Annotated in this window: 13 protein-coding genes; 6 read left to right on the plus strand and 7 right to left on the minus strand. The window is 59.0% G+C overall.

The genetic code is table 11. The features are described from left to right. Positions 1-601: transposase (locus HMPREF2692_RS11620; RefSeq protein ID WP_141761330.1), on the plus strand; the 601-nt coding region annotated here is incomplete at its 5' end. A 543-nt stretch (positions 602-1,144) separates the two neighbouring features. On the opposite strand, the gene HMPREF2692_RS11625 is transcribed toward HMPREF2692_RS11620, so the two are convergent. The 3 genes from HMPREF2692_RS11625 to HMPREF2692_RS11635 are packed head-to-tail and all read right to left on the minus strand — an operon-like array spanning position 1,145 to position 3,781. Continuing rightward, a complete protein-coding gene (locus HMPREF2692_RS11625; RefSeq protein ID WP_014303356.1) occupies positions 1,145-1,966 on the minus strand; it encodes an ABC transporter permease in 822 nt (273 codons plus the stop codon). Beyond that, complete coding sequence (locus tag HMPREF2692_RS11630) at positions 1,959-2,720, minus strand: ABC transporter permease (RefSeq protein WP_014303357.1); 762 nt, start codon at positions 2,718-2,720, stop codon at positions 1,959-1,961. The genes HMPREF2692_RS11625 and HMPREF2692_RS11630 overlap by 8 nt, the downstream gene beginning before the upstream one ends. Further along, positions 2,717-3,781, minus strand: coding sequence for an ATP-binding cassette domain-containing protein (locus tag HMPREF2692_RS11635; RefSeq protein WP_014303358.1), 1,065 nt, complete (start codon positions 3,779-3,781; stop codon positions 2,717-2,719). The genes HMPREF2692_RS11630 and HMPREF2692_RS11635 overlap by 4 nt, the downstream gene beginning before the upstream one ends. 411 nt (positions 3,782-4,192) lie before the next feature. On the opposite strand from HMPREF2692_RS11635, the gene HMPREF2692_RS11640 reads away from it, so the two are divergent. The 5 genes from HMPREF2692_RS11640 (at position 4,193) to HMPREF2692_RS11660 (ending at position 10,347) form a co-directional block, all read left to right on the plus strand. Beyond that, positions 4,193-4,822: a sugar O-acetyltransferase gene (locus HMPREF2692_RS11640; RefSeq protein WP_014303359.1), complete on the plus strand. Its 630-nt coding sequence runs from the start codon at positions 4,193-4,195 to the stop codon at positions 4,820-4,822. Between the two features lie 217 nt (positions 4,823-5,039). Then, positions 5,040-6,047, plus strand: a complete 1,008-nt coding sequence (locus HMPREF2692_RS11645) for a glycosyltransferase (protein WP_224784049.1) — start codon at positions 5,040-5,042, stop codon at positions 6,045-6,047. Next, positions 6,044-6,829 (plus strand): thioesterase II family protein, encoded by a 786-nt coding sequence (locus HMPREF2692_RS11650; RefSeq protein WP_023018093.1) that lies wholly within the window; start codon positions 6,044-6,046, stop codon positions 6,827-6,829. Before HMPREF2692_RS11645 ends, HMPREF2692_RS11650 begins: the two co-directional genes overlap by 4 nt. A 93-nt stretch (positions 6,830-6,922) precedes the next feature. Next, entirely contained in the window at positions 6,923-8,623 is a 1,701-nt protein-coding gene (locus tag HMPREF2692_RS11655; protein WP_232751658.1) for an ABC transporter ATP-binding protein, read from the plus strand. Then, the gene (locus HMPREF2692_RS11660) at positions 8,623-10,347 is read left to right on the plus strand and encodes an ABC transporter ATP-binding protein (protein ID WP_070455853.1); all 1,725 of its coding nucleotides are present in this window, start codon (positions 8,623-8,625) and stop codon (positions 10,345-10,347) included. The genes HMPREF2692_RS11655 and HMPREF2692_RS11660 overlap by 1 nt, the downstream gene beginning before the upstream one ends. A gap of 3 nt (positions 10,348-10,350) precedes the next feature. Here HMPREF2692_RS11660 and HMPREF2692_RS11665 read toward each other — a convergent pair whose 3' ends face one another. The 4 genes from HMPREF2692_RS11665 to HMPREF2692_RS11680 all read right to left on the minus strand — a co-directional run bounded on the left by HMPREF2692_RS11665 (position 10,351) and on the right by HMPREF2692_RS11680 (position 20,861). Continuing rightward, positions 10,351-11,811 (minus strand): ABC transporter ATP-binding protein, encoded by a 1,461-nt coding sequence (locus HMPREF2692_RS11665; RefSeq protein ID WP_227917020.1) that lies wholly within the window; start codon positions 11,809-11,811, stop codon positions 10,351-10,353. A 14-nt stretch (positions 11,812-11,825) separates the two neighbouring features. Then, positions 11,826-12,572, minus strand: a complete 747-nt coding sequence (locus HMPREF2692_RS11670) for an energy-coupling factor transporter transmembrane component T (RefSeq protein ID WP_014303365.1) — start codon at positions 12,570-12,572, stop codon at positions 11,826-11,828. Next, a complete protein-coding gene (locus HMPREF2692_RS11675; protein ID WP_014307391.1) occupies positions 12,572-13,198 on the minus strand; it encodes an MptD family putative ECF transporter S component in 627 nt (208 codons plus the stop codon). The genes HMPREF2692_RS11670 and HMPREF2692_RS11675 overlap by 1 nt, the downstream gene beginning before the upstream one ends. 91 nt (positions 13,199-13,289) lie before the next feature. Then, positions 13,290-20,861, minus strand: coding sequence for a non-ribosomal peptide synthetase (locus HMPREF2692_RS11680; protein WP_070455854.1), 7,572 nt, complete (start codon positions 20,859-20,861; stop codon positions 13,290-13,292). Positions 20,862-20,869 lie beyond the last annotated feature (8 nt).

The raw sequence follows: 20,869 nt of genomic DNA on the forward strand, positions 1-20,869 counted from the left end.
ATATCAGGTGTCCACCAAAAGGGGGTCAGGTCCCATCGATGCCATGCTTGCTGCCATCCACGAACAGACCGTATCCATTGCCGGCGCAGAATACGCCGAACTTGGCGTAGCAATGTCCGCCACAGATGCACTAACCAAACTCGAGCATCGTAAAGAAATCGAAGCGCAGGTACTCAAGCTGATTCAGGACATTCCGCAGACCGAGATTCTTTTATCCATGCCTGGTATCGGCCCGCGTAGCGCAGCGCAGATCCTCATGACTGTTGGCGATATGTCCGACTTCCCCGATGCAGCGCACCTAGCATCCTATGCAGGGCTATCACCGCGGACGAATCAGTCAGGAACGTCTATCATGTCGAATTCGCCTAACCGGGCTGGCAACAAAAAATTAAAGAACGCCCTATGGCAATCGTCTTTTGCATCGATCAGATTCCACGAGCGTTCCCGGCAATTCTATGAACGAAAACGCAAAGAAGGCAAAAGACACAACGCCGCAGTCGTCGCACTCGCACGCCGGCGCCTCAACGTTCTCTTCGCCATGATGCGAAACGGCGAGCTCTACCGAGACATCTCCACAGTCCAGGAGGCCGCAGCAGCCTAGAACCAACAGACCCTCACCTCAAGCCGATTGCACAGCAAGCCCAATCGGCTCCTCACCGTGCCCGAAAACAACATCCACAAGGAAAAGCAGAAACCCTTCACACCCCCCCAACAAACTCACCCACGGAATTGACAAACTATATAGGAACACCTCCCTGGGCGATGGTGCAGGCGCGGAGAGCGCCGCTGTTGCCGATGCCGCGCCCAACACCGCGACGGTAGTAGAGTACCCGCTGCCGGTGCAGGAGTTTGCGGTGACCCGCTACGATTTGCCCGCCGGCACCACGGTTTCCACGCAGCTTCCCGGACCGGCCATCGCCCTGGCTACTTCTGGTGTGGTCACGGTAAACGACCTGGAGCTAGCCCCGGGCGAGGCCGCCTGGTTGCCGGTAACCGGCGGCGACACTACCCGCCTTAGCGCGGCCGCGGGTAAAGATTCGCAGCTCTTTATCGCGGCGGCGCGCCCTGCGCGGCAAGTAGCGCTACCGCGCCGCTGGGGACGCCGCCGCGCGACAAGTAGCACTGTCGCGCTAACCGGCGCTATTTACGACATGGTGGGGCGGCGGAACGCAGCTGCGGCGGCTAGCAGCACTACGGTGAGTGCTACCATCCAGGCCACGAAAGCCCAGACTGCGGTGCCGGGCTGGCCGGTGGCAAGGATTTCGGCGCTTGGCGTGCCGTCGATGGCGGCGCCGGCGCGGGCGGCGAAGGTAAGCGGATTCCACCGGGCGATGGGTTGAACCACACCAGCGAATTGCTCCACGGGCACGAGGCCGCCGTTAAGTGCCATGGCCGCCATGATGATGGGGGCCGGGCCAATGGCGGCCTCCGGGGTGGCGCACATCGCGCCCACCATGGCCGATAGCGAGGCGGCCACCACCGCGCCGAAGATGATGACTAACAGCACCCAGCCAAACCCGGCCAGCGTGTGAATACGCAGGCCAGAAGCCACGGAAGCCAGCAGCACCGCGCAGCCGGAGATAAGGCTGCGTAAGGAATCGAAACACCAGCGGCCGAAGATCTCCGGGCTGGTGCCGTAGCGCGTGGTCGCGATGCGGGTGGTGATACCGCGTTGGCGTTCCTTAATTATCTGCGCGGCGGCGGAGGTGCCATTCATCAGTTCGCTGGAAAGGATGAGCGCGATGGTAAGCGGTAACGCGTCGAGCGTGGCAGAGCCTTGCGAGGCCGCCATGAGGTCGCCAAACAGCCACCGCATGACCAGGAACATCAAAACGGGACCAGCCACGGTATTGGTAATTACCGCGCTATCGCGGCGGGCGGCGCGCAGGTGCCTTCCAAAATGCGTGGCGACAGTGGACAGCCAGGTGGTGTCGTGCGACACGGTGGCGGTGGTGTGGTTAGTCATGTTTCCTCCCCTGGAAAGCGGTGATAAAGCCCCATACGCCAACGACGGTCATGGCGATGAGCCAGCACAGTGCTTCGACTCCGCGCGCCCCCAGGGCAGCGCCACCTAGTAGGTTGCGGGCGGTGTCCAAGATGGGAGATAGCGGTACGTGCCGGATGATGGGGCCAATGCCGCCGGGCAGCGCATCCGCAGGCACGAATGCGGTGGAGAACATCACCATGACCAGCACGAGGTTTTGGAAGAGCAAGGACGCCGAGGTGGGCTTGGGGGCCAACAGGCAGGAGCCATCGATAAACGCGGAGAGGATGATGGTGAGGGCGGCGAAAAGGGCGATGGTAAGGATAATACGACCCGGTCCGGCAGCGTAGCGGGCACCGAGCAGGATCGTGGTGAGGACGACGATGCTGCACGACCACGCGGCGCGGGTGAGATCTGCCAGCAGCCGGCCGACGACCGTGGCCCAGGCGGGCGTCCCGGTGGCGCGGATGCGGTCGTGGATGCCGTTTTCGGCGTCACGCGTAATCGCCAAGGAGGAGCCCCCGGCGGCGAACACAATCGCCTGAATAACGCCGGCGGGCAGGAGGAAGGCGGCGTAATCGATGCCGAGTTCCGTCGAAGCCTTGGCGAAGGTGGCGTAAAAGATGACCATGAACAGGCTGGGTATTGCCACGGCGGAAACCATTACGGCCTTGTTGCGGACGGTGCGCAGGACATTGCGGTGCCACGAGGCAGCGACTGCTCCGAGCGCGTTCACTGGGAGCCTCCACCGGTGTGGGGAGCCTGCTGCGCGATGTCGCCGGACCCGGCGATAGCGAAGTAGACATCGTCCAAGGAGGGCGGAACCAAGGAGACGTCCGCGACCGAGGTGTCGTCGCCATCCCACAAGGCCAGCGCCCGGACTAGGGTGCGGTGGCCATCGGGCGCATCGACGCGCAATACGGTGTCCTCTTGGCGGCAGTCGATGCGGTGTTCTTGCAAGGTGTGGGTGAGGCGTGCGGCATCGTCCGGGCTAGACATCGTGATGAGGCACACCGTGGTGCCATAGCGGTCCTTGAGCTCGGCGGGGGTGCCTTCGTCGAGCACCTTGCCTCCGGCGAGCACGGCGACGCGGTCTGCGAGCTGGTCAGCTTCTTCCAGGTATTGGGTAGTAAGCAGGATCGAGGTGCCGTCGGCCGCCAGCCCGCGGACGGTATCCCACACGGAGCTGCGCGCGGCGGGGTCGAGGCCCGTGGTCGGCTCGTCGAGGAACAGCAGCGCGGGCGGGACAGTGAGGGAGGCGGCGATATCTAACCGCCGGCGCATGCCGCCCGAGTATGCCGAAACCAGGCGGTCGGCGGCGCCAACCAGATCGAAGCGCTCAAGAAGTTCCGCGGCGCGGGCCTTCGCATCGCTAGCTTTAAGCCCTGCCAGGCGGCCAAAGAAGATGAGGTTTTCCTTGCCGGTAAGCTCCTCATCCACTGCGGCGTATTGCCCGGTCAGCGCGATGGAAGCGCGCACCTTGGAAGGATCCGTGGCTAAGTTGTGGCCATCGATGATGGCGGTTCCGCCCGTGGCGGGCAGCAGCGTGGAAAGGACATTGACCAAGGTTGTCTTGCCGGCACCATTGGCGCCTAGGACGGCGAGGATGCCCCCGCGCGGAATGGCGAGGGTCACACCGCGCAGGATTTCCGTTCGCTTCTTGACTTTTCCCAGGCTACATCGCAGATCTTGGACATCAAGCACCAGGTCGCGGCCTTTTGCGTGGGCGCTGGTTGAGGGGACTGCGGTGGCGCTGGGGTCACCGCTAGCGGTTGCCGTGGTGGGGTTTTCTTTCATGATTCATCCCTGGATATACGTCAACGGTCTATTAGACGGCGCACCGATTCTCCTACCGCAGAAGGAAAACCGATTATTGCCCGCGAACGATGGATTGTGGTCCACGGAGCAAGCGCCTGGGGTAGTGCCAACTAATCCTTAGAAAATGATGTATGTCTAGCGGCACCGGGTCGTGCACAGCGCCCCGCAGGAGAGGTCTGCACAGGTCGGCTGATCGGCGGCGACGCTGCAGGTTGCTGCAAAGTTGAGCATACCATAATTAGGCATGGCATGCTTGACAATTAAGTCGAAGGCCTGTAAGCTACCAAGTGTGAGCTAAGAATCTGGGTATTCCGACTAGTCAGGGTCAAACCGCGTGGCTGACCGTAATTCGTATTGTGGCTCGCGCCTCTCAAGCACAAAGGAGTATCCATGGATTCTCGAGAGCAAATCGAAGATAAGATTCTCTGCGGTCAGCCCTTCCGCCCTATTGAGGACCCGGATCTCTATTACGAGATGATGGAGGCGGCGGAGAAGTGTCACGATCTCAACCAGCTTCGTCCACTTCAAACAGCGGAGAAGCAGGCAGTGATGGCAGACCTGCTTGGTGAACTGGGGGAGCGCTTAATGGTTTTCCTGCCATTTCATGTCCAATATGGCTCGAAAATCAAGGTCGGAGATGGCGTGACCTTCAATCGAGGAACTACGGTACTTGATATGGCCCCGGTGACATTTGGCAATGAGGTCATGGTTGGTCCATGGTGTTCCTTCTTTGCTGGCAATCACGCCTTAGACCCCGTAGAGCGGCAATACATGGTGTGTACCGGGGGTGCGATCACCATACAAGACCATGTGTGGCTTGGTGGCAATTGCACGGTAACTGCGGGTGTCACGATTGGGCATGGTGCAGTAATTGGTGCTGGCAGTGTTGTGACAAGAGATATTCCGCCCATGGTACTCGCAGCCGGTAATCCGTGCCGAGTCATTCGTGATATTGGCCCGGAAGATAAGCTCATGGGGGAGTCTTGGGTTCCTGAGTGGCCTAGTTGGATTACGGATTGAGACGGCTGTGAAAGTTCTCGCGGTCGTCCTGGGTTCTGAGGGTGATATGCTGCCATTTGCGCACCTTGGTGTCGCACTTCGAGATCGTGGCCACCAGTTTGTTTTGGCTGGGTTTAGCGAATTCGGCGGGAGTTTTCGTGCAAACGGGGTGGACTACATCGAGTTACCCGGTGATTACCGGGCGTTAATGAAGCGCCTTTTGGGCGATAGTAAAGGCATGATGGACACTGTCTTAGGTATCCGTGAGATGATATCTGACGCCCACGTTTTCGATGTGTTAGAGCATGCCATGGATGGCGTTGACGTGGTCATGTACACCCAATTCAGTGAAGTTGCTCGGTTGTTAGGGGCTGCACGCGGAGTCCCCAGCGTTCGGGTGCAGGTTTTCCCTACCGAACCCTGCCTCCGTTACAGCCTCGTGGATCCGCGAAAACTGGACGGCTCTGTCGGAGCTCTGGTCACCCACTGGATGTCCAATACTCTGATGGCTTGGGCGATGCGCCCAGTGATAGCGGCATGGCGCCGTAGGTTGGGGCTGCGTCAGCGAGCGCTCTCCTCTCCACCAACCACGATCTACCAATTCAGTCCCGCGTTGAGTCCGCCGGCGCCGGAATGGAAAAACCACATTCACGTCACTGGCGAGTGGCTTGACCCGCACCACAGTGAACTCGCCCTAGACCCAGCAGTCGAGGAGTTTGTGGCTGCCGGCTCGGCCCCGGTTCTGGCAAGCTTTGGGAGTATGGTCTCAGATCGCGTTTATGACCTTCAACGATGGACTCGAGACGCGTGCATCGAGCATGGTCTGCGGGCGATAATCGTCGATCCCGATCATGAGCCTGGTGTGAGAGAAGGAATCCTCACCGTCGCCCGGGTCCCGTTCGCGACTGTGCTTCCGTGGTGCCGTGCAGGCATCTGCCACGGCTCACTGGGCACCACCGGGGCGATCCTGCGCGCCGGCAAGCCGTGCCTTGCGGTTGCATTCGGTGGTGACCAACACTTCCATGCCAACGCAGTTTGTCGAAACGGTGCCGGGCCGAACTATATTGACGCCCAGCGAGGCGAACTGAGTGCCCAGTCCCTGGCCGCCGGAATTGCCGATTTGGTAAGTGGAGCATACGACTCCGCAGCCCGCAGGATGCCCGAGTTGCTTGCCACAGACCCGGGTACCGTCGCAGCAGTAGAAATCGTGCTTAATCAGTCCGACCTAGCGAAAGGCGAAAAATGACAGAAATCAGCTGCGAGGGAGTCTTTCCGTTTGTGGCCGGACATCGCACTGGAACCCTCTTGTTTTGCTTCCATCACGCAGGAGGCAGCGCTTCCGTCTATCGTGGATGGGTGGGGGTCAACCCAAGCATTGACGTGGTGCCGGTGGAGCTTCCCGGAAAGGCAACCCGTCGCCGAGAGAAATGGGTAAGCGACTTTGACAAGCTCGCCGATATGTGCGCAACCGAGATAGTAGATCTGGCGGCGGGCGCGCCGATTGCGTTGTACGGCCACTCCATGGGGGCAGCGCTGGCCTACCAGGTTGCTGCCTGCCTGCAGCAGATGCATCGGCCCACTATACCGGAAGCCGTGGTGGTGGCCGCACGGCAGGCGCCCGGAGAAACCGTGCCTGGGGAATACCACTCGTCAATGGGGTTCGGTGCGCTGCGCAGGGAGTTTGAGAAGGTAGGTGGCACACCACCTGAGATCCTTGCCAATGATGATGTGATGAAGCTGCTGCTCGCTGACATTCGTCGCGATTATGTGTTACACGAGGGCTTTCACCATGCAACCACGGTGCTTCGCTCTCCTGTGCTGGCATTGGCGGGGGATAGCGACCCAGCTGTCAGCCCAGAGATGCTTTCCCGGTGGGAAAATTTTACCAGCGGTAGTTTTGAACTGAAGGTCCTGCCGGGTGGGCATTTCTTCCCGCTCGATACTGGAACCGAGTTCCTCGACCTGCTTGCCGGTTTTCTAGCGGGAATTACTGGGAACACTGCCTGGTTAGCGCGGAACAATGCGTGATTGTGACTGTTGAGTAAAGAGGCCCCGATGACCGAACAAAAACCACCCATTACATTTAGGCAAATATCTCAACCTGCCCACCGGCAGATCACGGTGTCGCTGCTATTGGCGGTGCTGGCGGCGGTTTTGTCGCTGGTGCCGGTAATCGTGCTGGTTGAGCTGGTGCGCACCGTAATGCTGTCCTTCCAGGGAGAGCCGATAGATGCGTCAAAGCTGTGGCTGCTAGTCGCGGCGCTCATGGTGGCCACCGTCCTACATGGACAGGCAACCGTGAAGAGCCTCCAGGTAAGCCACCAGGCCGACGGCCTTTTGGGCGAGCACTTACGCCAGCAGCAGATTACCAAGCTGGGTAGGCTCCCGCTGTCTTGGTTTACGCGGACACCGTCGGGGACTGTGAAAACCTACATCGAAGACGACGTCACCAAGATCCACCAGCTCATCGCCCACGCGCCGCACGATTATTCGGCCGGTGTACTCGTACCGCTATTGAGCCTGGGATACATGTTCGTGGTGGACTGGCGGATAGGCCTGCTGGGCCTGGTACCACTGCTGTTGGCAGTGGCCACCATGCCGTTTATGATGCGCGAGTTTCAAGAAAAGGCGGAGAAATTTAAGTCCAGCCAGAAGCAGCTAGACGCCGCCGTCGTAGAGTTGGTGCGCGGCATCCCGGTTATCAAGGTGTTTGTTCCGGAAGGCTACGACGAGAGCATTTTCCTTAGTCGTTCCCGGAGTTTTGGTGGGTTCTATCGCGAGTGGTTGCACGCCACCGTACACCCCACCGCTTTGATGAAGATCTTCACCTCCACCGGGTTTGGCCTGCTGGTGGTAGCCGCGGCCAGCCCGTGGCTCATCACGTCTGCGGGCGTACCAGTGGCCGATGTGCTGGCAGCGTTTTTGTTCATCAACAACATCGCCGCGCCTCTGCTTATGCTTTCGCGCACTAACATCATGTTTTCGGAGGCGAAGGCTGCCGCGGCGGATCTCACCGAGTTCTTCAACATCCCGGTATTGCCGCCCGCTGCTGGCGGCAGGGAGCCTGCAAACGCCGGAATTGAGTTGAAAGATTTAAGCTTCTCCTACGTGCCGGACACCCCGGTGCTTTCCGGCATTAACCAAAAACTTACCGCCGGCAGCATCACTGCGGTGGTGGGACCTTCCGGCTCGGGGAAGTCCACGTTAGCCGCGCTCATCCCCCGGCTATTAGACCCCACGGAGGGGTCGGTGCGCATTGGTGGCGTCCCTAGTACTGATCTCCGATCTGACCAGCTCTACCGTAGGGTAGGGTTCGTCTTCCAGGACCCTTACCTTATGCGGATGAGCGTGCGGGATAACATTCGCCTCGCTCACCCGGAGGCCACCGACGCAGACGTGGTTCGCGCCGCCCGCGCCGCCCAGATTCATGAGCGCATTACCCATCTGCCGCGCGGCTACGACTCGGTGGTGGGAGAGGACGCGCAGCTTTCCGGTGGCGAGCAGCAGCGGCTGGCTATTGCCCGGTCCATCTTGCTCGACGCGCCGATCCTCGTGTTGGATGAGGCCACCGCTTTTGCGGATCCGGACTCCGAGGCCGCGATCCAGCGGGCCATTACCGAGCTGGTGGCCGGGCGCACGCTAGTAGTTATCGCACACCGGCTCCACACGATCACCGGCGCTGACCGGATCCTCATGCTGGAAAACGGTGAGGTCACCGAAGCAGGCACTCACGAAGAGTTAGTGGCGGCAGGCAAGGGCTACGCCACGATGTGGGCACGCTACCAAACCGCGCAGGCGGGCATCCAAGGGGAGGAAAAATAATGATCCGCACGCTCTATTCACTGGGCAGTCCGGCTGATCGTCGCCGTCTGGTGCTGGTCCTTACGCTAATTGGGATTTCCGCGGTGGCGTTGGCCATTGGCCTTATCCTCATTGCACTGTTTTTGGACACGCTGTTTAGCGAAGATCCCGCGCAGGCCGCAGCATGGTTGCCCTGGATCATTATCTCCGTCCTCGTCTACGCCGCCGCAGACTGGCCCACTGAGGTTATTGCCCAGGACCTGGGGCATGATTACGTGCTGCGCATCCACCGGCTTATCGCCGATCGCACGGCACAGCTACCCCTGGGCTATTTTGAAGAAGATCGCGCCGGCCAGATCGGTGTTGTAGCCACCAGCGGTGCGCTGTTTGCCGCTAACGCGCCGGCAATGATGCTGCGGCCCATGCTGCACGGTGCTGCCTCGGCCGGTTTGGCTTGCGTGTTTCTCATCGCCGTGGACTGGCGGCTGGGGCTGGTTACCGTTGCAGTGGCTGCCGTGGTGTGGTTCGCCTATAACCGCCTAATGCGGCAGTACCGCGTGGCAGAGCGCCAGAAGGGCGAGCGCAACGAGCACGGCGCCGCGGAGGTGCTGGAGTTCGCCCAGGTGCAGCCGGTGCTGCGCATGGCTGGGCCGGATTCGCTGGGGGAGCGCGCCGTGCGCGCCTCGATTCGAGAGCAGCTTAGCGCCCAGCAGCACACCCAGAAGACAGGTGAGATGATCATGGGTCGTCTGGCTTTAATCATCATGGTCGGTACCGTGGTCATTGATGCCCTGGCCACCGTGCTACTTCTCAACCACTGGCTAGAAGCAGGCACCTACATTGGCGTCATTGTGTTGGTGTTCATCCTGGCTCGCGTTGCTATGTCGGGCATACCCTACGGCGAGGGCTTGGAATCCGCGCGCAATACCTTAGATGAGATCCAAAAGATCCTCGATGCGCGGGTGTTGCCGGAGCCTGCGGTTCCGGCGGCGCCACGCGACTATGGCATCGAGTTCGATGGGGTGGGCTTTGGCTACGAACCCAACACCCCAGTGGTCCGCGACGTGAGTTTCCGCGTGGCGCCCGGAACTACTACTGCGTTGGTGGGTCCCAGCGGCTGCGGCAAGAGCACCTTGCTAAAACTTGCGGCACGCTTCTATGACGTTGACCAGGGGACCATCCGTATCGGTGGTGTGGATATTCGCGATCTTGGCTCCCGGGCGGTGTTGGATTCGCTGGCTATGGTGTTCCAATACGTGTACCTCTTCGAGGACACACTGTATGAAAACATCCGCCTGGGCTGCCACAATGCAACGCGGGAGGAGGTGCTCCGCGCAGCGGAGTTGGCCGGTGTCACCGAGATTGCCCGGCAGCTGCCGCAGGGGTTTGACACCCTGATTAGCGAGGGCGGGCAGAATCTCTCCGGTGGTGAGCGTCAGCGTGTCTCCATCGCTCGTGCGCTACTGAAGGACGCGCGGATCGTGCTGCTTGATGAGGCGACTAGCTCTCTAGACGTGCAGAATGAGCACCTTGTGATGCGCGGTATGAAAACGCTTTCTGCCGAGCGCACCACCGTCGTCATTGCGCACCGGCTGCACACCATCCGCGACGCGGACCAGATTGTGATGATGAGTCCCTCCGGCACCGTGGAGTCTATCGGCAACCACGAGGAACTCATGGAGAGTTCCCCACGCTACCGCAGCTTCTGGGGTGAAAAGAGCGACGCCACCAGCTGGAAGCTGTAGGGACTAGCTGTCGCGGCCGCGTAGATACCGCACCGTGCGCGCCAGTGCGAGATCATCGCACGGTTCGCAGGCGGTAAGGCGGCCTTTTTCCACGCGCAGGAGAAGATCGCAGCACCGCGCCACCAGCTCCATGTCATGGGTTACTACCAAAACGGTCTTGCCCTGCCGGGCTAGGGCGTCTAGCAGGTGGGCCACCCGGTGCATGCGGCACAGGTCCAGCCCGCTGGTGGGTTCATCGAAGACGATTACCTCGCGCTCACTTAGGACTGCTGAGGCGATGGCCACGCGCTGGCGTTCGCCGCCCGAAAGCGACATCGGGTGCCGGGCCCGCTTGTCCGCGAGATCAAGTGCACCAAGCACCTCGGTAAGGCGCGCTTCGTTTTTCCCATCCGGTCCACTGGTGCCGATGATTACGTCGGACTCCACGCTCTCCCCGAAAAGCTGGTGGTTTACGTCCTGCATTACTAAATAGGACTGGCGCAGGCGCTGCCGGGGACCCGAGAGCGAGCGGTTATTGATGTCCACCACGCCGGTGGCCTTAGATTCCAGGCCAGTCAGAACGCGCACAAAGGTAGATTTTCCGGCCCCGTTGCGTCCTACCACGCCGATGACTTGCCCTTGCGGCAACTCCGTGTGGCTGATGCTCAGGGATGGCTCTGTAGCCTTGGGGTAGGTGAACTGTAGCTTTTTGAGCACCATCGTGCCACTTGAAGGGCGTGGCTCGCGGGTCACCTCGGGGACCTGCTGCGCTGAGCGCAAGCCCATGCGGTACAGTTCGGCCTTGTCTAGGGTGCGAAACTCCGAGCCGCTGAGATCATGAGCGATCTGCCCGTCCTGCATAACCAGCACTCGGTCCACGATGTCAACTAGGTAGGAAAGCCGATGCTCAGCGATCAGGACGGTGCGGCCCTGTGTCTTCCACTGCGCGACGATGCGGCGCAGCTCATCGACGGCGGCGAGGTCGAGATTTGATGATGGTTCGTCTAGTAGTAGTACCTGTGGGTGCATCGCGGCCACTGAAGCGCATGCTATTTTTTGTTTCTGGCCGCCGGAAAGTGTGAACAGGTGCCGGTCGAGGAGATGAACCATGCCGAAATCTGCGGAAAGTTCCCCAATACGCTGTCGAATCTCGTTGGGCGCCACGCCGAGGTTTTCGCAGCCAAAGGCGAGTTCGCTGGCTACTTCCAGCGTGAAAAATTGCGACTTGGGGTTTTGGAACACTGAGCCTACGCGTTCGGCGATGTCGTGTGGGTGGGCATGAGTGATGTCTTCGTCGTCCAGCAGCACCTCCCCCGAAATCTGGGCGTCGCAGAACGTGTGCGCCACGCCGTTTATCAGGCGTAGCAGGCTGGACTTACCGCAGCCTGATTCGCCACACACTAGAACTAGTTCGCCCTTCGCCACGGTGAGATTTACGTGGTGCAGCACCGGCTCCGCTGTGTTTTGACCATAGGATAGTGACACATCGTGCAGCTTTATCACGGCAGCATCACTATATTTACCAGTAGTAGGATCAGGGACACGACGAGCACGCTTATGACTATTGCGTCGCCTACGCGGAAGCCTATCTCGCACAGCGTGGTTCGTCGGCGAGGCGAGCCCAATCCGCGGGTCACTGCAGACATAGCCAGCTCGTTGCCGATGCTCACAACGGACGCCAACAGTGGCACAAAGCGGTATTCGAGCATAGCGATCGGGTTGCGCAGGCCCGAGATGCCACGCATCTGCATGGCGGTGCGGATATCGCGGTATTCCTCGAGAATCGTCGGGAAGAACCGGAACATGATGGACGTGGGGATGGTCAGGGCGTCGGGGCTCCGCATGCGCTGCATCGCGGCCATGAATTCGCTGGCCGAGACGGTGCGTAGTAGGTACCAGCAGCACGTGATGCCAGGGAGGATGAGCGAAAGCCCTGCGAACCACGTAGCGCACACGTCCACGATGATGTGGCGCTCGGGCAGGGCCTGTACCACCACCGCAGGAAAGCCAGCGAGCACCGCGAAGGTGAGTGCGTATCGCAGTGCAGCGGCCACCATGCCGGAGGCGAGGAAAAGTGCCCCGGGAACGGCAATGAGCATCCACCGGGCGGTGCTGCCCAGCGCCCCACTGGACCCGGCCGGTGAGATGAGCACCGAGGACACCACGAGGATGACCAGCACCGTGGTGCGTGGGTCCAGATGGAGTCCCGCTGTGTGCGTGCCTGATCCGGGCAAAGTGGGCGACATCAGGCGATTCCTGCTCGCTGGAAGTGCTTGGTGAAGATGCGCCGGCCGAGGATCCCGCCGAGGATCCCGCAGACGAAGGTTACTATCACAATGATGAGGAATAGCCAAGTCATCTGGCCAATAGAGGTGAGGCCATCCGCGAAACTAGCACCATATTTGGTCTGCATGCCGCTGCTCTCTATGTAGCGCCGAGTGGTGAAGAAAAGCGGAATATATGATGCGGTGGGTGACACTGCTATAAAGGCATAGGCGATCACACTGTGTATTGCGCTCGTATACTTGCCGGCGCGCAAAATTAACTCGGCAAACACGGCCATGACCAAGCTGAGCAGCAGTGGCCATATGCCTAAACCAAGCAGCAGGCTGGCGAGGCCGCTGAGAAGAAGGAATATGAAGACCATGCCGGGCTTGTGCACCTTGGCCAAGAACAGCATCATCGGGATGCCCAGGATGAGGGCCTGAACGCTGGTGATCATCACGTAGGTGATGGGGGTGATGCCGATGAAGGCGATGACCACGCCGGCTACCAAGTTGATGACGAAGAAGATGCCGATGTTCATCAGGTCGGTGATGTTCAGCCGTCCTGCTTTTGCATCTTTCGGGGTGGTGTGGGGAGTACTGGGCATGATGTTTCCTTTCAGATTAGGCTGCTTGTGCGTAGCACTGGGTTGGGGGCAAGTGGCTTGTCAGGTGAGTGAAACAGGGGTGGCATGAACTCTAAATTTCGCCTTCTTCTACGTCGCTGCCGACGATGTTGGCGATCAGGTCGGACAATTCTCGGACCGTTGGATGGTTGAATACGTCACGTATGGAGATCTCTACTGACATTTCTCGACGAATCGAGTTAGTAAGCCGCACGGCCGTGAGCGAGTCGGCACCGATGGTGAAGAAGTCATCGTCGATGCTGATCTCCTTGGGCCCGAGGAGTTCTTGCAAGATGGTAATGATACCCGAATCTCGGTGATTACGAGAGCGTTCCCTTGTTTGTGGTTGTTCAAAGGTTTTTCCTTCTAAACTCTTGCGATCAATCTTGCCGTTCCAAGACCGTGGTAGCCCATCAATGCGTGATATCACGCGTGGACGCATATAGGCAGGGAGAGACTCGGCGAGGTGGTTATTGAGTGCTGCCATGTTAAAGCCCTCATGCGTAACAACGTAGAGAACAATGCCATGGTCGTTGACAGCGACGCAATCGCGGAGTTCGTTGAATTTTCGTGCTGTTGACTCGATCTCACCGAGTTCGATGCGGTAGCCGTTGACCTTAACCTGACCGTCCTCGCGCCCCAGGAAGATGATGTGACCAAGGTGATTGTAGAGGGCCTTGTCGCCCGTGCGGTACATTCGTTCGCCGGTGCGGGGGTGGGTGATGAATGATGCTGCGGTCTTCTCTGGGTCCTTCCAGTACCCCATGGCCAGGCCACGTCCGGCAATGTAAAGGTCTCCCGGCACATGCGTGGGTCGGGGGTTCAGGGCCTCATCGAGGATGTACATTCGCTGATTTGCCAGCGGCGTTCCATAGGGAATGCTGGTACGCGAGGCATCATCGACGCCTACCTCGTACCAGTTTGACCATATCGATGCCTCGGTAGCACCCCCAGCAGCGAAAACTGTGCAGTCCCGGAAGAGGGTGCTGACCTGGTAAGCGATATTTACAGGTATCCAATCTCCGCTGAGTAGTGCCGACCGTACGGAGGAACCAATGAGGCTCCGTTCGCGGAGGTGTTCCACGTACATCGAAAAAAGTGCTGGCACAGAGTTCCACAGCGTCACCGAGTGCGTAGTTACGGCATCTGCCCAGCACTGCGGATCACGTTTGTCTGCTGGAGATGGCAACACCAAGGTAGCACCCCGCGCGAACATCCCGAAGATGTCGTATACCGATAGATCGAAGTTTAGCTCTGAAATCCCCAATATCCGGTCGGTCGGAGTCACCCCGAGGCGTTCGTTGACATCGACAATCGTATTGACCGCCGACTCGTGGGTGATGGCTACTCCTTTGGGAGTGCCCGTCGTACCAGACGTGTAGATGACGTACGCAAGCGAGCTGGGTGTCGGACTCGATTCGCTTAAGGCCTGGTCACCTGGCCGATGCCGGGCGACATCGGCCAGAGTGATGACTGTGCAGTGCTCGGCTAACGCAGCGAAATCATCGTCCGGATGGTCCATCGCAACAATGGATGCACCCGCATCGTTGATGATGGAAGTGTTACGCCCCACCGGTTGGTCCACGCTCAGCGGCAAGTAGGCGCATCCGGCCTTCATTGCGCCTAGTACCGCTGCGATCTGTTGTGCGGACTTTTCCATCATGATGCCAACGAGATCACCAGGCGCCGGGTCAGTTGCAGCAATAAGCTGGGCCCACTTATCCGACTGCTCATTGAGTTGCTCGTATGTCCATTGCGTGGTGGCGTCTATCACCGCGAGGTTGTCACCATGCTCGGCAAGTCCCTTCTGATACAGCCCCAGTAGGCTCTTATCCGCTCCGGGGAGTTCCCGGTCTGTGTCGTTGATTCGATCTGCGGTGGGCGCGTTGGTCGTCGGAGCTATGGTACTGGTGGGCGCGTTCCAGAGTTCAGGGGACTCTGCGAGGTGCGAGAGAGTGGCTGTAAGGCTGGTGAAAAGCTCCGCCACCATGTCGTCGGGGAAGATCGCCTCGACCGCGTCCATATTCAGCATCAGGCCACCATCGTGTTCATAGACCTGGAGGTCCATCCATACCTGTGGCGTCTGCGATAGGCCATGATCGATTACGCCCAGGTAAGGACTCTGATCTGACTCGGGGTGCTCCACGACGCCCAGGCCACACGTGAAGACCACCGGCATGGTTACCCGAGCACCGCGTTGCTTAGTAAGCATTCGCTGCACCGACACGCCGGAGACACTGCCGTGATCGAGATTGCTGAACATGCGCCTGTGTAGCGCTGCAGCGCGGTCCCGGAACGATGGTGCACACTGGGTATCCACGCTGAGAATAGATAGGCTGGTGAAGTCGCCAACTATGTGGTCAACCTCGGGGGCGAACCGAGTGCGGTCGAACCGGGTCAGGTTGATGCTAAGTCGCGGCTCATCGCTGTACCTCGCTAGGACTTCGGCGTATACCTCGGCTAGGAATACGGCTTCGGTCATCCCCTCCTCACGTACCCGTTGCTTAATCCGGCGCCACTTCGCAGCGTCCACCAGGGCGTGGTGGCGGCAAAACTGCGAGGTATTAGCGCCGTTTGTGTCGGTCACCGGCAACTGCGGTGCAGGATAAATAGTATCCACTGCCGATTCCCAATAGGCTTGGTCACGCTTATGGATGTCGCTGTGTGACAGTTCAATCGTGGCTTCGACATAGTCTTTAAATGAATAGGGGATTGCCGGATCGAGACTGTCTACGCCGTGGTCGTAGGCCTGCTTCCACTCACGGAAAATGTGGAACATGCTCCAGCCGTCGATAAACAAGTTATCGAAACTTAAAAGCAGTCGACCCGCGTCGGGCTCGGCTACGTAGCGCACGTCAAAGCATGGCCACTGAGTGGGATCAAACTTCTGGCGGGACATTTCCTCTCGGATTTCATCGAGAGTATCCTCATTGTCGGCGTTGCCGGAGCGAATGAGGGCAATGCGGTAGCGTGGTACTTCGGGCAACACACGCTGACTCAATCCGTCCTCACACACGACGGTGCGCAGCATGGGATGGCGTTTAATCAGGGCATTGAACGCGTCTTCCACTCGCTCCGGGTCTAGGCAGGCAGTGGACATTTCAAAGTAACAGTGGCTGGAAACGTCGCCGAGTTCGATGGCTCCAGAGCTGCCGATGAGATAGGACTGCTGCACCTCAGTCAGCGGGAACGGAGCGTACTGTTCAGACCCGTGAACAATCTTGGGAAGATCCGATTGCTGGTGGGGGACTTCGGCTATCTGGTCAATTCGGGCGGCCATGTCGCGCAGCAACGGAACGTCAAAGATATTCTCTAACGGAAATTCCACGCCAAAACACTGTTCGATGGTACGGCGCAGGCGTGTTGCTGTGAGAGAGTCACCACCCAAGCGAAAGTAGTCTGAGTTCACGTTGGAGCTGGTGTGCAGCAGCTCATCCCAGATATCGATGAGCCGTTTCTCGGTGGCGGTGTGCGGAAGTTCGGTGACAGCGGGCTCGTTGTCGAAGTATTCCGGCACTAATGCTGTGAGCGCTTTGCGGTCAATCTTGCCGTTGCTGGTGAGTGGAAACTTCGCTAGCTCCAGGATGCGTTTCGGTAGCATGTACTCCGGAAGGCGGGTGGCCAGTAGGTTTGTAGCCTTGGCATAGTCAGAATCGCATAGTGTGACCGATTCGTTGGAACTAGCGCGTTCGGCGATGATAAGCGCCGTCGTTTTAGTGATCTCTACATGCTCTACAGGTTTCCACCCAGTGCGCTGCAGGATTTCTTTCCAGCTGCGGGCGCTGAGTAGTACTGTACCGGTTTCGGCCCGAGCGTCCGTGGTATTGTTGGCAATAAATGCGGCGGTGATATCGGACATCGGGGAGGGGGCAGTGGGCTCTACCACCACCATCGTTGCTCCAGGGGCGCTGAGGCCCCAGGCCTCACAGAGCGTTTTCTCGATGTCCTCGCTCTGGTGCAGCGTCTGGTTGCACAGCACCAAGTCCGCCTTCGTCACTGCCTCCCCAGGAGTCGGTTGGGGCGTGCTAGTGACTCCGAGCTGGCGGTACGTGAAGGTGTTACCAACACGTTGTCCGGCATGTTCGAGGTGATGACGATAGGGATCAGCGAGCACGTATGCGCTCGTCCCCGCGATAGCCGCGTAGTCCGCAGAGGCCTCGGGCCGGCGTGACCCGATCTCAAGAATCTTGAGCTCGCTGGTTGAGTGGGTACTGCATTCACGCACAACCGCGCCGAGGACCCGGTGAACCAACCGACCCAACGGACGGGTTGCGAGGAATTGCTCCACCGACATCGAATCTGGGCTTTGGATGAACTCAGCGATACTGCGCTGCTTCTCCGCCATTACGAAGGCTTGCTCGAAGGGGGTGACAAAACGCTCTAACGCGCCGAACGACTCGTCGTCTAGAAGCAAGTCTGCGGTAGCCGGGTGTTCATCTGCTTTGCCTAGCCATGTCTGCCAGCGATTACGGTGTTCGCGGAGGTGGTTTGGGGTCCCCACGCCGGTGAGTTGCTCCTCCCAGCGTCGCATCACTGAGAAGGCATATGCGGTCTGTAAATGCTCATCGTGCTCGACGGACGTGCGGATGTCGCCCTCGGTCAGCACGTCGTTGACTTTGGCGCGCAATGACGTCGCAAACTGCTCCGGAGTAGTTCGGGCAACATGTGACGGTGTGAACTGAGCAAACGTAACCAAAGATGGTGACGATGATGCACCTTGGTGCGTGATACACACGGCACGCTCTATTGGCAGCAACGCTTCACACGCGGACTCGATCTCGCCGAGTTCGATGCGGTGGCCACGAACTTTGACTTGGTTATCCGAGCGGCCTAAAAACTCGATCGTCCCATCGGCCCAGAACCGGCCCATATCGCCTGTGCGGTACCAACGTGAGTCCTCCGAGATTACGAACTTAGTTTCGGTGAGTCCGGGGTCGCCGACATATTGTGTAGCTACGCCCAGGCCGCCAATCCACAGCTCCCCCACAGAATAATCGGGACAGTCCTGGCCATTGCTGGACACCACCCGGTACATCTGTTTGGCAAGCGGCCGACCATAGGGAATTGAGGTCCACTCGGGTGACACTACATCGAGGTCGAGACCATTGGACCAGATAGATGCCTCCGTCGCACCGCCCATAGCTAATAGGTGTGCCTGCGGGGTAACCGTGCGCATGCGCTCAGGCAGGCTGGTATCAATCCAGTCGCCAGATAGCAGAACATGGCGTATGCTGCTGAGCTTGCCCGGTGTCCGATCAGCCGCAGATAAAAGCATCTCAAACAAAGTAGGCACCGAATTCCAGATAGTTATGCCTAAACTATCCACCAGCGATACCCACTTCTTGGCGTCGCGGCGCGCATCATCTGGGATGGTTACCAGTTCGCCGCCAGCAGAAAGGAGCCCGAAGGCGTCGTACACCGAGAGATCGAAATCAAAGGAAGATACGCTTAGTAGGCGGTCTGTCGGACCAACGCCCAGGCGACGGTTGATCTCGCTAATGGTGTTCCATGCAGCACCGTGGCAAATCTCGACTCCTTTTGGTGTTCCAGTGGTCCCAGAGGTGTAGATTACATAGGCTGGGTCTTGTGGATGCAGCTGCGGAAGATTGGCTGTGCCGGTAGCGCTCGTGAAATCTACTACCTGAACTGCAGTTTCGCTCAGAACCTTATCGGGTCGGTCAGTAATCAGATGCGTTACTTGGCTTGCCCCCAAGAGAGCGGCAATACGAGATTCCGGTTGCTGTAGACTCACCGGTACATATGCTCCGCCCGCCATCATCGCGGCTAGCGCACCAATAATCTGGCGAGGACCACGCTCCACCATCACTGCAATCAAAGCGCCTCGCTCAACCCCGGAATTCACCAAAGCAGAGGCGATGGTGGTGGCTTGCTCTTCCAAATCTTGGTAGGTAATAACGTCGCCGCTTGCACTGCGAATGGCCGTGGCCTGGGGGTGGCACCGTGCAGCGGCAATCACCTCATCGACAAGGGTGGTGTCAGGCAGCCGCCAAGAGGCAACTTCGGCACGTGACGCTCGACGGGCCTGCGCTCCTGGGCTCTCTACCGGGTCTGAATGCGAGAGATCGTCGGTGATTGCCTTGTCAATCTCCATCACTAGGGTGGCGAAGAGATCGTCCAGCATCTTCTCGGGGAACAACTGTTCAACTGCGTCGCAGACGATTAGGAAGCCGTTGACGGTGGTGAAGACTTGGAGGTCAATCCACACCTGGGGGGTCTGGGAGATCATGTAGCTAATCTCTCCGAAGGTATCTATAAACTCTTGGCCAACCAGTGGGTCTCCCAGGTTGCAGGAGAACACCACGGGAGCCAAAACTTGCTCACCTCTGGAAGCACGTAGGTCTCGCAGCACCCGCACCGCCGAATACTGTGAATGTGACGAATCCTCATAGAAAGAGGCCTGTATATCCTTGAGGTCCTCGCTGAAAGTGCGGCGTGTGGACTGATCGATACTGGTGAGTGTCAGGGCGGTAAAGTCTGCGACGACATTCTTTATCGCTGTGTCTGAACCGCGGTTGAACAGAGGTACGGCCATGAGGAATTTTTTATTCTCGCTCCATTGGCCGATGGTGCGGGCGTAGGCGGTCAGCAACACCATTGCTGGGGTAGTAGCGTGGTGTTCACACACCTCACGCAAGCGCGACCAAGTTGCCGAATCGAATGATCGACTGCGGCGTACAAACCGGTGTGCTTGTTCCTCGTTGGTGCCGTGGCTCATCGGCAAGGTTGGGGCACCCGGCAACTCGGAGAGGCGATTGCGCCAGTATGCCTGGTCACGGTCGATATCGGCGACGCCTTCGCGAGCGTGTCCAGCGAGGTAGCGAGCGAAACTCCACGACGGGTCGGCGTCGGGGGCTTCACCGGTGGCGTAATGGTGGGCGAGGTCGTGCAAGATAATTTGGAAACTCTGCACATCGCACACAAGCAGGTCGATATCGAAGTGAATAACTGCTACATCCTGAGGGAGGAGGCTGACTTCTAAAGATACCACATGGCCGGTAGCTATGTCCAACAGTCGGTGCGAAAGGCGTTCGCGCGTGGATAGCAGAGCTTCTTCGCGCGTGGACTCGTCCATCTTGGTGAGGTCATGAACGAGGATGGTGGGGTGGGGCGGCTCTGGCAGCACATATTGCTTGCCATCTTCGGTGTAGCAGGCGCGCAACATCGGGTGGGAACGTAGCAGCGTCAGCCAGCTTTGTTGCAATCGGTCGATATTGATACTGCGGGATTCGACCTCTACGTAGCCGTGGGTGCCCACCCCGCCCAGTTGCTGCGAGGAATTGCGGCCAATCCAATAGGCGTATTGGACATCTGTGAGGTCAAAGGGTACGGAATCGTCGATGGGAGCGGCAAACCCATCTTTGGGGGACTCAATGGCGTCAGTGCTGTGGTTTGGTGTGGATTCTACAAGCATCTTCGCCCACTGCCTTACCGTTGGGGCGCGCATGAAATCTCCAAAGGAGACGCGGTGTCCCTGTTTCATCCAATCAGCGAGCAGACGGACTGTTGGAAGTGACTCCAGGCCGTGGGAGAGCAGGTTGTCGTCGATGCCGATTTCGGCATCTTCGCCGAGGATCTGGTGGAGCGAGGCGAGGAGTTCTTCGCGAATTTGTTCCTCTTTGATCATGGTCTTGT

Origin of the sequence: Corynebacterium sp. HMSC036D03, from assembly GCF_001836185.1 — a bacterium.
In the GTDB taxonomy this organism is placed as follows: domain Bacteria; phylum Actinomycetota; class Actinomycetes; order Mycobacteriales; family Mycobacteriaceae; genus Corynebacterium; species Corynebacterium simulans.

Excerpts from the sequence above, each read along its gene's own strand:
- HMPREF2692_RS11625 (WP_014303356.1), bottom strand. The coding sequence starts at position 1,966 with ATGACTAACCACACCACCGCCACCGTGTCGCACGACACCACCTGGCTG.
- HMPREF2692_RS11635 (WP_014303358.1), bottom strand. The coding sequence starts at position 3,781 with ATGAAAGAAAACCCCACCACGGCAACCGCTAGCGGTGACCCCAGCGCC.
- HMPREF2692_RS11640 (WP_014303359.1), top strand. The coding sequence starts at position 4,193 with ATGGATTCTCGAGAGCAAATCGAAGATAAGATTCTCTGCGGTCAGCCC.
- HMPREF2692_RS11645 (WP_224784049.1), top strand. The coding sequence starts at position 5,040 with ATGATGGACACTGTCTTAGGTATCCGTGAGATGATATCTGACGCCCAC.
- HMPREF2692_RS11650 (WP_023018093.1), top strand. The coding sequence starts at position 6,044 with ATGACAGAAATCAGCTGCGAGGGAGTCTTTCCGTTTGTGGCCGGACAT.
- HMPREF2692_RS11660 (WP_070455853.1), top strand. The coding sequence starts at position 8,623 with ATGATCCGCACGCTCTATTCACTGGGCAGTCCGGCTGATCGTCGCCGT.
- HMPREF2692_RS11670 (WP_014303365.1), bottom strand. The coding sequence starts at position 12,572 with ATGTCGCCCACTTTGCCCGGATCAGGCACGCACACAGCGGGACTCCAT.
- HMPREF2692_RS11675 (WP_014307391.1), bottom strand. The coding sequence starts at position 13,198 with ATGCCCAGTACTCCCCACACCACCCCGAAAGATGCAAAAGCAGGACGG.
- HMPREF2692_RS11680 (WP_070455854.1), bottom strand. The coding sequence starts at position 20,861 with ATGATCAAAGAGGAACAAATTCGCGAAGAACTCCTCGCCTCGCTCCAC.